The following is a 16,435-nucleotide window of genomic DNA, read 5'->3' on the forward strand; positions in this document are numbered from 1 at the left end:
ATTAGTAGTCAAAATAAACCTGCTGCTACTAACATCAATGATCTGAAATTTTGGCTACCCACTTCACTCCAAGCATTCTGGGGACCGGCTGAAACGAAACCCCCTCATCCTTGGCTCCCTAAAATCGAAATTGGCATTAAGAATCAACAAACCGTGATTTATGCTCCTGAGCAATTTGAATTAGGAACTTCTTCTTTATTAATTGTAACAGTGACTGAGAACGATGCGATCGCTAATAACACAACCGTTGAAGAATTAGCCAAAATATGGCAACAAAACATTATAAATTCTTTTAATAATGCACTGTGGGGACATGAGTTTGATCAAAAATATTTTGCTGGAAGATGGATTATTAGTGCAATTTCTATTATTATAGCACTGATCTTAATACGGTTAGTTGAATTTCTCCGAAGCTTTTTACGAAAACGGAGTAATTATCTCAAGCACAAACTTAATAAACTAACGGAAACCTTAGCAAGAAACGGGAAAGCTATTGGCTCCCGTAAGACTTATTCTGGGGATTCTAATCATAATTCAAAAGTGGTTGATAATGAAACATATAAGGAAAACAAATCTCGAAAGAATCGATTGAATTTTCAGTTTTTAATAACAAAAATTTTAAATATAATCAAAACAATAATAACAAAAAATACCTGGTTATCTTCTAAATTATCCCGCTCTAAACAAAAACTTTTTTTACAACGACAAAACTGGTTTAAACAAAGGATAAATTTTTATCAACTATTGCTTAGACTTTCTTTAATTTTAGACGTATTTATTTTAGGTTGTTGTTTGATTGTTATTTCTTTAGTTTTCCGAGACATTCGTTTCTTATCTGTCTATATTCTCAAACGAACAATACTTTTAATCATAGTTTGGATGGGATTAACAATTTTAGATAAAGTTGGAGACTTTTTGATTGATTATTCTCTTAATAATTGGGCGACTGAAGCGCAAGAAAGTAACCCGGAATCTAATCGTTATACCCTGAGAATTAATACATATTCTACTACGCTTAAACAAGCAACCACTTTTATAACTGTTGTATTAGGTATTTATTTAACCATTTGGTTAGTGGGAATTGATACGACTGTGTTAGCTGGAGCCGGCATTGTAGCAGTTGCTGTTGCTTTTTTGTCTCGAAACTTATTAGAAGATATGCTTAATGGTGTCTTAATTTTATGGAGCGATCGCTATGCCATTGGTGATGTGATTGATGTTAATGGTATGGGGGGATTTGTTGAAAATATAAATCTATTTGTGACTTATTTACGAAATTTAGATGGACAACTTATTGCCATTCCCAATAGTCAAATTTCCACAGTTATTAATCATACAAAAGACTGGTCAAGGGTTAATTTTACTATTAAAATTGCTTGGTATGAAGACATTAAAAAAGCAATCGATATTATGATTAATGTTGCTAAAGAAATGCAAAAGGAACCCCAATGGAGTGATAAATTTCTTGAACCGTTAGAAGTTTTAGGAGTCGATGAAGTTTCCCACGAAGGGATATTAATTCGTGTTTTAATTAGAACAAAACCCCTTGAACATTGGCCCCTTGGTCGAGAATTTCGCTTACGAGTCAAACAAAAATTTGATGAGGCGAATATTTCTCTAGGCATTCCTCATCATAATATTTCTGTTGTTAATGATACTCATAATGATGAGCAAGTATTATCTTATGATATCCCTCAAAAAGACAGTTAAATGGCCAGTAAAGGCGCAGCATTAAGTAACTTTTGAGTATAAGGATGTTTGGGTTCTCTGAAAATACTTTCAGTTTCTCCAATTTCTACAATTTTACCTTGATTCATCACCGCAATACGATGACAGAAAAAACGGGCAACCCAAAGATCATGAGTAATAAATAAATAGGTTAAATCAAAATCATTTTTTAACTCAGACATCAAGTCTAACACTCTCGCTTGAACACTAGCATCCAACATACTAACCGGTTCATCACAAATCACTAATTTCGGTTTAGTAATTAATGCCCTCGCAATGGCCACTCGTTGCTGTTGTCCCCCCGATAATTCTTTAGGATAACGATGATAATAGTCTTCAACAGGGGTTAATTTAACCCGTTCTAACATTTTATATACTTGTTTTTTAGCTTCATTTACAGTAGCTAATTGATGGATTAATAGGGGATCAGCAATACTTTGTCCTACTGTCATTAAAGGATTTAAACAAGCGTTAGGATCTTGAAAAATCATTTGAATTTGACGACGTTTAAGACGCATTTCTCTTTCAGACAGTTGGGTTAACTCTTCCCCTAAAAAGTGAATGCTTCCCGATGTGGCTTTTAATAACTGTAAAAGGGTGCGAGATAGGGTACTTTTTCCACAACCTGACTCACCCACTAACCCTAAAATTTCCCCCGAATACAATTCAAAACTAACATCATCTACCGCCTTAATAACGTCTGGTTCTTTAGAGAAAAATTGCTGAATGAAATTCCCTTCTAAAGTAAAATATTGTTTTAAATGATTAACGGTTAATAACGGTTTCTTGTCTGGTTTATCCTCTTCCCAAGAATCGCTATTCATGGATTCATCCTCTTCTACTTGAACGTGCAAAGCTGCTTTTAATAATGACTTGGTATAATCGTGTTGAGGATGATGGAGAATATCAGCCATTTTACCCATTTCTACAATTTTACCGGCATTCATGACAGCCAGGCGATCGCAATATTCCCCGACCATCGCTAAATCATGGGAAATTAATAATAACCCCATTTCTTCTTCTTCACACAAACGGGTTAATTCTTGTAAAATTTCGGCTGCTACGGTTACATCTAAAGCGGTGGTGGGTTCGTCAGCAATAATCATTTTAGGGTTCAATAATAACGCTAACGCCATAGCTACCCGTTGTCGCATTCCACCACTAAACTCATGGGGATATTGTCCCCAACGGTTGGGAGGAATATTGACTTTCTCTAAAGTTTTAATAGCGATGGTTTTGGCTTCTTTGCGAGATAATTGGGGACGATGGGCCTGTAAGGTTTCTATGCAATGTTCGCCAATGGTCATCAAGGGGTCCAGACGAGTCATAGGGTCTTGAAACACTAACCCCACTACCTCACCCCGAAACTTTCTTAACCCTTCGGCGTTTAACCCAAAAATAGATTCACCCTGAAACTCGATTTTTCCCTCAATTTGTGTTAATTTAGGGAGCAAACCCATGGCTGCCTTTCCCATCGTAGATTTACCACAGCCAGACTCTCCGACTAAGCCCAATTTCTCCCCTTTTTGTAGCGTAAAAGAAACCCTATCAACGGCCCACGTCTCACTGAATGGGTACTGAATACGCAACTCATCAACACAAAATAAGGGTTGTCCGTTCATTGGTTAAGTTTTTTATAAAGTATTTATTAGGGGTCGAGAAGGTAATCGCTTACCTCCCCTCCCATTCCAAACCGTACGTGAGCCTTTCAACTCATACGGCTTTCGGCAATTAGTCCATTGTCATTGGTACAGTTAATACATCATCTTTCCATTTATAGTCATTTTCAGACCAATCATAGGAATTGTCATTTCTGCTTTTGACATCATGACAGTGACGATGTAGAGCTTGATAGTTTTTATATTCATCCTTACCGCCTTTCGATTTCGGGATGATGTGGTCAACTTCTATCAAGTCATCAGGAGTGAAGTATTGACCGCATAACGGGCATTTACCTTTCTGTTTCTTTAAGAGTTTTGCAACTCTGTTGGGTGTTTCTGGGTAGTTACCACGTCTTTTGCTCCAATATGTCCAGTTTCCATCATAAGTTGAGGCTTCAGGTTTGACCACCGTGTGTCTCTTTATTTCCGTTTCGGCGTGATAATACAGTTGCATTTCTTTAGTGCGAAATGTCCATATTCCATGTTTTCCGTATGAAAAGTATTTATTGAGTTTGTTGATGGTCTTGCCTTTCTTGACCCTTGATACTGCCCATGCTCGGAGCATATTCCACATTATATGGTCTTCAGATGAGAACGTTTCCTTGCTTGCTACAGCTTGGTAGTAGTTACACCATCCTTTGATTACAGGGATTAAATTCCTGATTAATGCTTTTTGAGGGGATTTTTTGTGGTTTTTTATGACCTTTTTAATCGCCTCATGGTGAGCTTTTATGGTCTTTTTACTAGGTTTGATTAGGGTCTTGTGTCCAATAGGTTTGGATATGTCTATGCCGTTAATTGTCCCTCCTGTTTTACCAGAGTGGTATTTACCAACGGGGTAAGACCGAATATTGAACCCTAGAAAGTCAAACCCAGGTTCAATGATTTTTCCATCGATTTCGATACTCCTAAGAGTATGTCTAATGGAGGTCTTTTCGGGTTTTAGTTCTAGCCCTACTTGTTCTAACCATTGAGATATTAAGGCCTTACATTGTAGAATGACGTTGTAGTCTTCATGGAGGACTACGAAATCATCAGCGTATCGGATGACCTTGGGTTTGTAGCCTGAATTCATAGAACCGTCTTCTCTCCGCTTATTGCGAGGGAAGTGGTTTTCTATGTGATTAATCATTCCGTGTAGTGCAATATTAGCTAATAGTGGGCTAAATGGAGTAGGCACAAAGCGCACCTTCCAATCTTTCGGTTGGCGTGTTTCTTCATACCTCTCCCCAAACCGTACGTGACAATTTCTCGTCATACGGCTTTCCATCATTGTTACCGTAGTTCCGCTTCTAGCTCATTGACAAACTCAGCTTTTGCTGTGTCTGATTGAAGAGTTTTCTTTGTTACCCCGTCAATTCCTGCTGTCTTCGACCCCTTGTTTGAGAGTATTGTATCCAGGGCATCTTTAATCCAATCTTGACGACAGATGAGCCGATAGAGATGGTCAAATTGATGTTCCTTTTGATACTTAGCTTTTATGGCGAGACTACGTTGGGTTTTGATGATATCGGACATACTTTTTAGTCCTCTCTACTTCCGTTTGTTCGTATCTCTAACAATGACTGCCATCCTTCGCCATGTGCCAGACTATTTTCTGGCTCGGACTACTACGATGGCTCTGCCACGCAATAGCTACTTCAGTTGCAGTTAACCCAGTCTGTGACCAGACCAGCTATTACGCTTCCTACGTTCATACTTTGGTACGTAATTACATTTAACCGTAGGCTTCTTCTTTACTCCGTTAGGATATAGACCTAATATCCCCGACATCAGTTGATAGTTTGTACCCTTGTAACTAGAGCAATTCAGACTGAGTAAAAAGTCCTTTTCAGTCAGACGAGTGGATGTTGACTTACCTGATGTCTCACGCCATCTCTGTCGTTTAACAGCGTGTCCAAGGTGTAGGAGCGTCGGACGAAGATTTCTTTCGTAGCCATAGTTAAATTCAGGCTCGAAGCCTCATACTGTAACAGAGTGCCAGTATTTTGCCCCTTGTTTCCCAGGCTTCAAACAGGTTCTTACTCATTGTCCCCTGCTTGCTGGGTCAGCCTTAGTACATTAGGGAATGTACTATCTCTTGGTAGTTTTCACTCTCCTTGAGCATTACCAAAGTACGCTTCGCAGCGCACTTACACCACCTTGAGGAGTTCCAGAATTGGTGTCCTCAAATACGCCGTTATCTATAACGCCACATTTCAACCATCGTTTAATTAGATGTTTCATGCAGGTAGGACAATCTACTTTGGACAGTAGGTAATCATGGTTAATCTTATCGAAGCATTTTGAGATGTCAGCGTCAAGGACATATTTGGCTTTCTTGTTGATTGCTGAGTATATCCTACCGATGGCATCATGTGCGCTTCTGCCTGGTCTAAAACCGTATGATGTCCCTTCAAATTGGGCTTCCCAATACGGCTCTAAGGCTGATTTAACCAAGGCTTGCATTGCTCTATCTTTAATGGTAGGAATCCCTAGAGGTCGCTTTTCATCACGTCCTGGTTTAGGTATCCATATCCGTCTGAGTGCCTTTGCTTTGTAACCTTTGACGTTGAGTTCGTAGGCAAGATTTACTCTCTGGTTAGGGCGTAAAGCCTTTGTCCCATCGATACCTGCTGTCTTCCGACCTTGATTATCTTGGGTCACTTTGCGAACGGCTAGGAGCTTAGCATAGTGTGACTTTAACAGGAGTTTTTGAAGCTTTTTGGCTTTGACTTTGTTTCCTGATTTAACCGCTTGAAATATCTTCTTTTGAAGCTTGAATACTTTTCTTTGGACTTTTGCCCAGTTGATAGTATTCCATTCTTGCGTAGTCTTGATTATCCTCGCTTTCGACATATTTACTTCTACTTGTTGCTATTTCGTACTAATAAACCAGTTGTACGTCAGCTTATCCATACTCATTACAAGTAGGCATTTGCTTCTTACAACTTCTTACCCCCGTGACCCTTGCGCTTAAGTTTGTCACTTCTCAACTACACGACCAGTGGTGAGAGCAATCACGGGGTTACTTCGTTCCGTTAATTTGGGATTATTGGTTGTAGGTTTTTTAAGGGTGTCAATTACTCTCTACCCCATCTATCCCCCAGGTTAGTTTTAGGAGTCGGTGTGAAAAATAATGTGAGCTTTCCACTTTTAACCTTGTTCTTTTGAACGCAGCTTATCAAACAGTTAAGCTACTTACTATTATTGAGGGTTCAAGTCGATGATTCAACGTAATGTTTAACCTTGACCAATTGACTCAAGGAACGACTTATCGTGCTGTTTCACAACGGGTTCCCCTTTTAACCCTGCTTCCATCCTGGGTTTACTAAGTCCAAAACGGAGGGTTATGTCGTCATTCTCAGGATTTGCTCCTTTTGACTCCGAATGTGGCTCCTTTAGCCAACAAATCAACAGTTATCTGAAACTGAACATATTAATTTGTCAAGGTTCAGACGAGCTAAACACTTGTTAGTACAAGCTTTCTAGCCCAACGAATCGCACCAATAGTTGATAGTTTAACACTGGACTTGAACTTAGTTAACTTTGATTACTATAAATATTTTTCAATAAACTGTATTGGAGTTAAATATTCAAAATTTGCGATCGCTTTTATTAATTCTCTATTAAATAAAATTAAACATTATTTACTTCTTCCTTTTTCTGCTAACATTTCTAATTTTACTTTTTGGATTAATTCTAGTTTTTGTTCTGTAGAGTCATAGCCATTTTTTTTAGCCCGTTGACGCATTTCTTCAAATTCATCGGGTTCATTCTTAGCAATAATAACCACATCAACCTCTTCATCGCTGAAGTTTTGATCTAGTTTGATTTTTAATACCCCGTCACTGATTTTACCTTTGGTTTGTACTATTTTCATAAGTGTACCTTTAAATAATAAATTACTCTTGACTCCTATAATAAACTAAAATTTTGTTATTCATCAATAGTAAGACCAGATTCTTCAAGTAGCAATATTTCCTCAAAAAGTTTCTTTGAACTAAGAAAAAGTTAATCTAGCGTATATTTTTTAAAAATCTCTCCTCTTACTACTCTAGCTTTTCTATTATTGGTTCCAGCACACATAAAATTATAATATTGACTAAATTCATTATCTTTATGTTTATTTTTCAGAATACTTTGTTCTAAATTTTCTAAATTTTTAGTAAAATCCTCAGAAACATTTGCTCCAACTTTAGCTATTTCTACTACCATTGTAAAAAAGCTTGATTTGCGATACCAAATCGAATCATTAGGAAGGTCTAAATCTTTAATCAATGCAAAGGTTTTAATGAGTAAAGCTTTCATGTGGTTTTTGTTAGGATACTCATCATTAAATTGAACAATATAGTTTTCTATTTCTTTATCTTTAGAAAAATATCCTCCTTCTTCTAAGGTTGACATAATTGATAAAATAAAGTGTAAATCTGCCATCCGAGTAAATTCTGATTCTCGAAATACTGGAAAATCACTTAAATCAATATTATTTAAAATATCTTTACCTGTTTGAATAAATTCGCCATCATAAACAGCATTATGAATTTCTATATCTTCTAGTTTGAATTTAGTTAAATTAATTCTTCTAAATACTTCCTTGATATCACTTTCATCTACTTTACCAATATCTCTAACAACAATTTGGTATGACAAAAAGTCTCCTCTTTCCTCATCAGTTAACTCCTCAAATTTTTTGATTTTTTTCAAAGGTTTATCATGTTTTCCGTCAATATACTTTTTAATCGTTGTCAATCTTTGTTGTCCATCTATTACCCATTCTGTTGTTCGCATTTTTTTAGTGTCAACTTCCCCTTTACAAACATAAATTTCTGGGAAAGGATAGCCTCTTAAAATAGTATCAATAAATTCTTCCTGATGGTCATGAGTCCAGACAAACTTACGCTGAAAATCGGGTCTAAGAATTAATTTACCACTTTCTATATTTTGATAAATATCGGCTATAGTTGGGTTAGTTACTGAGGATTTAATTTGTGTTTGCATCTTATCTTATTCTTGTTTGTGAGTTAATAATTTGTTTTAATGTACTGATTGTATATCGTTCAAAATAAGAATAACTTTTGAACACTCCAGCAGAAACCTTATAATTTCCTACTTCTGATTTACCATAAGAAATAGATTTAAAAAAATCAAACCATGATTGTTTTAATATTCCTACATCAAAAGATAAAGGAAGTTTATCAGGTCGAATCCAACCAATTGCTGTATACTCCAGAAAAGAATGATATTGGTCTAATTCTCTGACAGTTATGCTTTTTCTCGCTTTTCTCAGTTCCATTTGATAGTCATAAATAGGTTCTAACATCTTTTCGTATAATTGAGGTGAAATAATAGCTACATCAATATCTGAATTATAATCAAACTTTTTTTGTTTAAAAGGACTAAATCCTAACTTCGCTGAACCTGTAATATAAATTTCGTAAAAGTTAATATTAAAATGCTGAGAAATTCTTTTTCTAAATTCATAATATTCATCTTGATTATCAGTAAATATATAAGGAATTCCATGTATTAAGTATTTACGGCAAAAATCAATTATTTCCTCTTCATCTTGGAGTTTTTTGACTTGAGCGAAAAATTTTTCTAACGCTTCCATTACAGACAATTATATAATTTATAGAAGATGATAGGATTAACTTAAGTTAACCCAAGATAATCCCAGACGAATTCTTCTTTTATTCATCACTAATGTATATATTTTTATTTAGTTTCTTGGTCTTCTATTGCGTTTTGTAAAGTTATGTTGCGAAGACATCAAAGAAACCCCAAGTTTTTCAGAGATCCAAACTTCAAAATTATGGATAGGATAAGAACGGACTGCGATCGCAGGATCAACCATCGGTTTAACCAAAATCGTAAACATCCCCAAACGGTTTCCGGCTAAGACATCGGTAAATAAGCGATCGCCGACCATTGCTACTTGAGGAATGGGTAATTCCATAGCGCGAATGGCTTTTTTTAGTTTCCGTCGAGAGGGTTTAACAGCCCCTAATAAATAAGGTAACTCCAAAGAATTCGCAATACTACCAATACGATTTTCACTAATATTATTACTCACTAACCAAATGGGGGTTTTTCGCCGAATTTGGTTGATCCATAGTCTCAATTCCTCAGAAACATGGGGTTTTTTCAGAGGGACTAGGGTTTCATCCACATCCAAGATTAATCCCTTAATGTGATAATGATCTAAAACGTCTTGGCTTAAACCAAGAATCGTATCTCCTAAAATTAAATCAGGCTGTAACAGTTTGGCCTTAGACATACATTGTTAATTAATATAAAGATAATTGGCTCGATCAGTGTCCTTCACTCTAATGATGAGAGGTCAACTTGATATAATGAAGGTCAATCTCTCCATTGAGATAAGAACTTGCTCTTATAGGTACTTCCCTATTTTACTGGATTTTTATCCCTTAAAATGGGTGAGCCTCAATCTCTTCTCAGACTGTTGATTTTTTTACACTTATTTAATAAGTCGTTATTTATATTTACAAAAAATCATAAAACTTCATTTTCATTTCATAAAAATATACAAAAAAAAGTGGATCATTATCAATGAATGTAAATATACTTATACATAACAAGGTCAGGTAATCATTGATACAATCTGCCCTTAATTATTGTTGTGATTTCGTTATAATTTAGCCATGACAACCACCATACAAAGTCAAAATCTTTCTTTGTGGGAGCGGTTTTGTCAGTGGATAACTAGCACTAATAACCGTCTATATATCGGTTGGTTTGGTGTTATTCTTATCCCTACATTACTAACCGCCACCATTTGTTTTATCATTGCTTTCATTGCCGCTCCTCCTGTGGATATTGACGGGATTCGTGAGCCGGTCGCAGGATCATTGCTCTATGGAAATAATATTATTTCTGGAGCAGTGGTTCCCTCTTCTAATGCGATCGGATTACACTTTTATCCCATCTGGGAAGCAGCATCTCTCGATGAATGGCTGTATAACGGCGGTCCTTATCAATTAGTCATTTTCCATTTTCTCATTGGTATTTTCTGCTGGATGGGAAGACAATGGGAACTGTCTTATCGGTTAGGGATGCGTCCTTGGATTTGTGTTGCTTATAGCGCACCTGTCTCTGCAGCCACTGCTGTCTTCTTAATCTATCCCATTGGTCAGGGTTCTTTCTCCGATGGTATGCCGTTAGGAATCAGTGGAACCTTTAACTTTATGTTCGTTTTCCAAGCTGAACATAATATCTTAATGCACCCCTTCCATATGTTGGGGGTTGCGGGTGTATTCGGCGGTGCTTTATTCTCTGCGATGCACGGAAGTTTAGTTACCTCTAGCTTAGTGCGTGAGACAACCGAAACCGAATCCCAAAACTACGGTTATAAGTTTGGACAAGAAGAAGAAACCTATAACATTGTGGCCGCTCATGGTTACTTTGGTCGTTTAATCTTCCAATATGCGTCCTTCAACAATAGCCGTGCGTTACACTTTTTCTTAGGTGCTTGGCCAGTGATTGGTATTTGGTTCACTGCGATGGGTGTTAGTACCATGGCCTTTAATCTGAATGGATTTAACTTTAACCAATCTGTGTTAGATTCTCAAGGTCGTGTAATTGGTACTTGGGCCGATGTTCTTAACCGTGCTGGGATTGGCATGGAAGTGATGCACGAGCGCAATGCTCACAACTTCCCCTTAGACTTAGCCAGTGGCGAACAAACCTTAATTGCTCTTAAATAAGACGTTGATTCAATCTTAAAACCCTTTTCTCATTTAGCCCCATCTAAAATGCTTAGATGGGATTTCTTTTTTTTCTCATGTCAGCAGAATATACCACCAAACGAGGTTAATATAGAATAAATAACAACATCAACATAAAACAAAAATGACCAGTGTAAATGGATCTATTCCCTTTGAAACATTAGTCGAAACCATTAAATCCCTGGATTTGCGACAACAGCAAGAGTTGTTAGAAATTTTAGAAGAGCAAATGTTTGAAGCAGAGGAAGACTGGGAAAATAGTGAAGAAATTATAGCTGAGGTTGAAGAAGCGAAAAAAGCTTATCAAGCAGGAGATTACTTAACCCTTGAAGACTTTATATCCAGTCAATCTTAGACAATTTGATGTATTATACTGTCATTGTTCCTAAGCCTGTACAAAAGCAATTAAAACAATTACCATCTGAAATCTATCAAAGAGTATTAGCAAAAATATCGCAACTAGCCCATGAACCTCGTCCTATGGGTGTTAAAAAACTTAAAGGATTTGACAATGAATATCGTATTAGAATCGGTAATTATAGAATCCGATATGAAATTAATGATAAAGAATTAATCATTATCCTAGTAAGTTGTCGTCATCGTAGAGATGTTTATCGAGATTAACGACAAAAAAATTGAATAATTATCAGTAATAAATTCAATTAAATCCAATTTTCTTCATTTTCTCCATCTTCATCATTAGACTCTTGAGACGGTTGATAAGGAGGGGTAATAATACGATATTGAGCATCATAAACATCACCCCTGTTTTGAGGAGAAGGGGGCTTATTTTCAGCCTTAGGGGGGGTTACAGGGGGTTCAGACGAAACGCGATCGCTGCGATCGCTTAATTCTCGATAGGTATAAGAATAAACCGTTCCTTCTTGAGATACGGTTTTAGGAGGTTGCTGTTTTTCAAACTCTGACCGAGTGTCTTCGACAGTAGTCGGGTTACGGGGAATGGTATTTTCTTCGGGGGGTTCTTCAATATCCCATTCATCCTCCTCTTGTTCTGCGTTTGAACTATTGTCCCATTCTGGGGGTGGAGGGGTTCCCCAATCAGATTTTTTCGGCGAAGGTCGTTGATAAGGGGTTTCAGGGGGATCTTGAGGTCGAGGGCGACGGTTAGGGGGTTTGTTAAAGGACAGTATTCGAGACGATCGCGTTAATAATTGAATCAAAAAACTGCTAATAATTCCTGCTAAAGTAAAAATAAGCATCCAGACAGCTACAGGAAGTCTCAGGGAAAATAAAGCCGTTTCGGCATCAGTTCCCAGAAAATAAAGGGTGATCGGCTGTTGATTTTGCAATAAAATAATTCCTGAGCCGATGGCCATCAATACTAATATCATTAACCGCATACTAATTCCTACTGCCTTCTCTAAGCCTCATAAGAGAAATATTGTTCATTATCGATTATCTGTGGTTCAAGGGTGTTAGTCTTGGCTCAGATAATGATGTAATGCTTCTAATCCTAAGATATAACTATTCGCTCCAAAACCGCTAATCTGTCCCACTGCAATGTCAGCAATGTAGGAATGATGACGAAACCTCTCTCGTTTATAAATATTACTTAAATGAACCTCTACAACGGGGATTTTAACCGCAGATAAGGCATCTCGAATGGCAATGCTGGTATGGGTGTAAGCACCCGCATTGATTAATATGCCTTGATACTTGCCTAAACTGTCTTGAATACAATCAACGATCACCCCTTCATGGTTCGATTGAATAATCGATAGGGTGACAGGCAAAGACCCCGCCCTCTCGTTGAGAAGACGGTTGATCCCTTCTAAAGTTACAGAACCATAGATTCCAGGCTCACGAATGCCTAACATATTAAGATTAGGTCCATGAATAACAAGGATGCTTAATTTTTCAGAAGATTCAGTGAACACACCAGACCTGCTTATCTATGACGGCGACGCTTTGGGTCGTTGACTGGAATGGGTATCAGTTCTGGTTCTGGTTCGGCTTGAGGGCCTAAGAGGGTTTCGATTAGCTTTTGCGCCAATTCTCTAAGCTTTTCTAGAACTTTTTCTAAATAGTCCATCAGGCAGACGGCTCCTGTGATATAGTTGCTTCCCTTTGATTGTTTGCCAACTTATTAACAGACCGTTAAGTTTTTAGTTTATTTTAGAGTTTATCGGCGCTGTTGATGACAAACTTAGGTTATAAACGAGTTTATAGTTATATTAAATATAACATAATATTTTCAAAGATGGGGCATTATAGAAAAATATAGTGCTACGCACCCTTGGAATAGGCAATGGGTTTAAAAATTAATAGGTGGGTTGAAGTAGCGATCGCAATAGAAACGGAGTCCCCACACTGGTAACACCACAGACAAACACCATGGCAGAAAAGACGTGAGGAGAAACAGCCCATTCCCCTAAATGTAATCCATGTTGCATGACCACCATCATAATTTCTGCCCTCGGCACCATACTTAAGCCGATGACCATTGAACTATGCCATCCGGTCATCACTAAAGCAGGGATACCAGCACCGATTACTTTTCCGAAGACGGCTCCGGTGAGTAGAATAGTTCCCCAAACGACGGCATTTCCCAAAGTCGTCACATCAATGGTTAAACCAATGCTAATAAAAAAGAAAGGGACAAACAGATCGTATAGCATATCGAAAGAAGCATCAATTTTAACGGCTTCGGGATCACGACTAAAGACTAAACCCGCAAAAAAGGCTCCCACTGCTTCAGAAAATCCTAATAATCCTGCGATCGCAGCGATTAAAAACCCAAACCCCACAATGGTTAAGGTAAAATCAGCCGGGGGATCAAATTTTCGGAAAAAATTTGTAATCGATGGTTCTAAATAACGAGAAAAAAAGAAACAAAATCCCGCAAAAAAGACAGCTTTAAAGAGAAACAATATAACGGTTTTTAAAATTAATAAGTTTAAATTAGTTTGATTTCCATTATGAACAACAGGTACAATATTAAATAATAAAGCCATCAAAAAAATTGCCGAAATATCATCCATTTCCGCTACATCTAACATTAATTCTCCATTGGGAGTATTTAAGGCTTGAGCTTCTTGCCAAATACTCACCGATATTCCCACACTGGTTGCTGTCATGGCGGTAGCCACAAATAAGCTAGAAATTATATCTAATTGAAGCAAGCGAGAAGCAATGATAAAACCGACAAACCCACTAATAACTACATCACCTAACCAGACTAAACTTGCTCTGCGTAACTGTTGAATGAGTTTACCTAAATCACTTTCTAAACCCACCCGAAATAATAAACAAATTAAGCCCACATCTCCTAAAAATTTGATAATTTCTAAGCCAATATCTGCTAATAAGTTAAGGTTGTCTTCCATTATTCTTAATAATAATCCTAAACAAAGATAACCGACTAAAATCGGTATATTATAATGTTTAAGTCCAAATTTTATGAGAATAGATAAGATTATGATTAACCCAATTAATAAAATAATCAGGGAAAGATTAGGTTCTAAATTAGTCATGATTTTAGAATTTATAATTTATAGAAGTACAAAAAATAGTTAGGACACTGGTTAACCTTGAAACTGTTGTCTAATCAACCATTGCCACCCCCTCTAACTCCCCCTTTTGCGAGGGGAAGAACCCTTGCCCATTCCCTATTCCCCAGTGCGTAGCACTATAGAATTCAATATTCTTGATTATCTTTTAGATACACTATCATTTATTTTTTAAACTTACCTTTAATTCGAGATAATAATAAATTGACTTCTGGTAATTTTAATTGAATAGATAAAATAAGGAAAATTGCAAAAGCAACCATCACAGACAAGAGTAATTGTAACAATTGTAAAATTAAATTATTTCCCGTATAAAATTGTTGCCAACCCCAACTAACCCCCCAACTAGCCACACCAGCAATAAAACTAATACCGGTTAATCCTAATAAAGCCTTACCCCATTCTATTAAAGGTAAACCTCCTAACCGTCTATTAAGAATGGCTATAAAAATAATCAAAGAAACCAGATTAACGCCAATGGTTGCCAAAACTAAGCCCGGTGTTTTAAAGGGTTTATACAAAAGAAAATCCAAAAAACCATTGAGAAAAATATTAAAAATACTAATACGAAACGGGGTTTCGCCATCTCCCAAAGCATAAAACACCCTAACTAAAACATCCCTGGCTAAATAGAAAAACATTCCAATGCCATAAGCCATTAAAACAGGGATTACCATATCAGCATCAGCCGATTTAAACGCCCCTCGCTGATAAATAACCCGAATAATAACATCCGCCAAAGCGATAAAAATAGCCGTTAACGGTAACATAGTTAAAGCCGTCAATAATAACCCTTGACGAATTCTTACTTTTAATTCCGGCCAATTTTCAGGAGCGGTTAAACGAGAAAAAACCGGCATAAACGGCACTAAAATCATATTAGAAATAATGCCCAAAGGCGTTAACACAATAAAATTGGCATAACGCATGGCCGCCGCCGCATTTTCAATAAACGAGGCAAAAAACAGGTCAGTATAAACATTAATATGTAACATTCCCGAGGAAAGGGTCGCCGGTGCCATCACCTTCATGACATCCATCACCCCTGGGAGTCGCCAATTAAAGCGTAGACGTAATTGTCCCATTCCCGCTTGCCATTGCGCCCAGAGTTGAGCTAACCATTGTAAGAAACCCCCTGCTAGGGTTCCGCCGGCTAACACCATACCCCCTAAATACCAATTTTCAGGGTTATTGAGATTGCTGCCAAACTGCCACATTAACGTCCAAACGCCGATCACAATGGCTACACTGGAAAATAAGGGGCTAATACTGGGTAATAGATATTGATCCGCAGCATTGAGGGTTCCGAAACCGATGCCGATTAGGCCTGCTAATAAAGCCAAAGGGGCCATAATCTGTAATTGTTGAATGGCGATCGCTTTGACCTCTCCTTCTAACCCAGGGGCTAATAGTGAGATAAAAGTATCGGCAAAAACAATTAAAACCACCGTCACCAGCAACAACACCCCACTGACGAGGGTGGTTACGGTTTCCACTAACGGGGCGGCCTCGGACTTATCTCGTTTGGCTAAAACGCTAATTAAGGCACTGTGAAACGGTCCGTTGATGCCCCCCAGTAAAATTAATAAGAAACCGGGGATCACATAGGCATAGGCGTAAGCATTGACCACTGGACCCACCCCAAAAGCAGCTGCGATCGCTTGTTCGCGCACTAAGCCAAAGATTTTACTAATGAGGGTAGCCACGGCCACCAGGCCAGCGATGCTTACTAAGGAACGGGACTTTTTCGGGTTAATAGACACGGCACTCCCCATGACAAATTGTCATT

Annotated in this window: 15 protein-coding genes and 2 pseudogenes; 4 read left to right on the top strand and 13 right to left on the bottom strand. The window is 37.6% G+C overall.

Annotated elements, in window-relative coordinates; translation table 11 throughout:
- On the top strand, positions 1-1,710 hold a 1,710-nt coding region (locus C4E06_RS27540; RefSeq protein ID WP_198648254.1), incomplete at its 5' end, for a mechanosensitive ion channel family protein.
- On the opposite strand, the gene C4E06_RS03055 is transcribed toward C4E06_RS27540, so the two are convergent.
- From C4E06_RS03055 to C4E06_RS03090, 8 genes and pseudogenes are all read right to left on the bottom strand, one after another.
- On the bottom strand, positions 1,707-3,350 hold the full coding sequence (locus tag C4E06_RS03055; RefSeq protein WP_107666755.1) for an ABC transporter ATP-binding protein: 1,644 nt from the start codon (positions 3,348-3,350) through the stop codon (positions 1,707-1,709). The genes C4E06_RS27540 and C4E06_RS03055 overlap by 4 nt on opposite strands.
- Before the next feature lie 109 nt (positions 3,351-3,459).
- Positions 3,460-4,554 (bottom strand): annotated as a pseudogene (locus C4E06_RS03060) (group II intron reverse transcriptase); the annotation flags it as partial.
- 110 nt (positions 4,555-4,664) lie between these two features.
- On the bottom strand, positions 4,665-4,907 hold the full coding sequence (locus tag C4E06_RS03065) for a hypothetical protein (protein ID WP_198648255.1): 243 nt from the start codon (positions 4,905-4,907) through the stop codon (positions 4,665-4,667).
- Positions 4,908-5,522: 615 nt separating this feature from the next.
- Positions 5,523-6,227: pseudogene (locus tag C4E06_RS03070) on the bottom strand (reverse transcriptase N-terminal domain-containing protein); the annotation flags it as partial.
- A 787-nt stretch (positions 6,228-7,014) separates the two neighbouring features.
- Entirely contained in the window at positions 7,015-7,251 is a 237-nt protein-coding gene (locus C4E06_RS03075; RefSeq protein WP_107666757.1) for a hypothetical protein, read from the bottom strand.
- Between the two features lie 131 nt (positions 7,252-7,382).
- Positions 7,383-8,369 carry a DUF262 domain-containing protein gene (locus C4E06_RS03080; protein WP_107666758.1) on the bottom strand — a complete coding sequence of 329 codons (987 nt, stop codon included), beginning with the start codon at positions 8,367-8,369 and terminating at the stop codon, positions 7,383-7,385.
- Position 8,370: 1 nt separating this feature from the next.
- On the bottom strand, positions 8,371-8,982 hold the full coding sequence (locus C4E06_RS03085; RefSeq protein ID WP_107666759.1) for a hypothetical protein: 612 nt from the start codon (positions 8,980-8,982) through the stop codon (positions 8,371-8,373).
- Between the two features lie 108 nt (positions 8,983-9,090).
- Entirely contained in the window at positions 9,091-9,648 is a 558-nt protein-coding gene (locus C4E06_RS03090) for a YqeG family HAD IIIA-type phosphatase (protein ID WP_107666760.1), read from the bottom strand.
- 385 nt (positions 9,649-10,033) lie between these two features.
- Here C4E06_RS03090 and psbA point away from each other — a divergent pair, with 385 nt between their 5' ends.
- The 3 genes from psbA to C4E06_RS03105 all read left to right on the top strand — a co-directional run bounded on the left by psbA (position 10,034) and on the right by C4E06_RS03105 (position 11,740).
- Positions 10,034-11,095 (top strand): photosystem II q(b) protein, encoded by a 1,062-nt coding sequence (gene psbA, locus C4E06_RS03095; RefSeq protein WP_107666761.1) that lies wholly within the window; start codon positions 10,034-10,036, stop codon positions 11,093-11,095.
- A gap of 145 nt (positions 11,096-11,240) precedes the next feature.
- Positions 11,241-11,471: a hypothetical protein gene (locus tag C4E06_RS03100; RefSeq protein WP_107666762.1), complete on the top strand. Its 231-nt coding sequence runs from the start codon at positions 11,241-11,243 to the stop codon at positions 11,469-11,471.
- 8 nt (positions 11,472-11,479) lie between these two features.
- The gene (locus C4E06_RS03105; protein ID WP_107666763.1) at positions 11,480-11,740 is read left to right on the top strand and encodes a type II toxin-antitoxin system RelE/ParE family toxin; all 261 of its coding nucleotides are present in this window, start codon (positions 11,480-11,482) and stop codon (positions 11,738-11,740) included.
- A 38-nt stretch (positions 11,741-11,778) separates the two neighbouring features.
- Here the strand turns inward: C4E06_RS03105 and C4E06_RS03110 are convergent, their stop codons facing one another.
- The 5 genes from C4E06_RS03110 to murJ all read right to left on the bottom strand — a co-directional run bounded on the left by C4E06_RS03110 (position 11,779) and on the right by murJ (position 16,421).
- Entirely contained in the window at positions 11,779-12,468 is a 690-nt protein-coding gene (locus tag C4E06_RS03110) for a LapA family protein (RefSeq protein WP_198648257.1), read from the bottom strand.
- An 84-nt stretch (positions 12,469-12,552) separates the two neighbouring features.
- Positions 12,553-13,014: a type II 3-dehydroquinate dehydratase gene (aroQ, locus tag C4E06_RS03115; RefSeq protein ID WP_107666765.1), complete on the bottom strand. Its 462-nt coding sequence runs from the start codon at positions 13,012-13,014 to the stop codon at positions 12,553-12,555.
- Between the two features lie 11 nt (positions 13,015-13,025).
- Positions 13,026-13,169 carry a hypothetical protein gene (locus tag C4E06_RS27545; protein ID WP_198648258.1) on the bottom strand — a complete coding sequence of 48 codons (144 nt, stop codon included), beginning with the start codon at positions 13,167-13,169 and terminating at the stop codon, positions 13,026-13,028.
- A gap of 229 nt (positions 13,170-13,398) precedes the next feature.
- The gene (locus C4E06_RS03120) at positions 13,399-14,610 is read right to left on the bottom strand and encodes a cation:proton antiporter (protein ID WP_107666766.1); all 1,212 of its coding nucleotides are present in this window, start codon (positions 14,608-14,610) and stop codon (positions 13,399-13,401) included.
- 200 nt (positions 14,611-14,810) lie between these two features.
- Positions 14,811-16,421, bottom strand: coding sequence for a murein biosynthesis integral membrane protein MurJ (gene murJ / locus C4E06_RS03125; protein ID WP_107666767.1), 1,611 nt, complete (start codon positions 16,419-16,421; stop codon positions 14,811-14,813).
- Between the last annotated feature and the right edge of the window lie 14 nt (positions 16,422-16,435).

This window comes from Cyanothece sp. BG0011, assembly GCF_003013815.1.
GTDB lineage: Bacteria > Cyanobacteriota > Cyanobacteriia > Cyanobacteriales > Microcystaceae > Crocosphaera.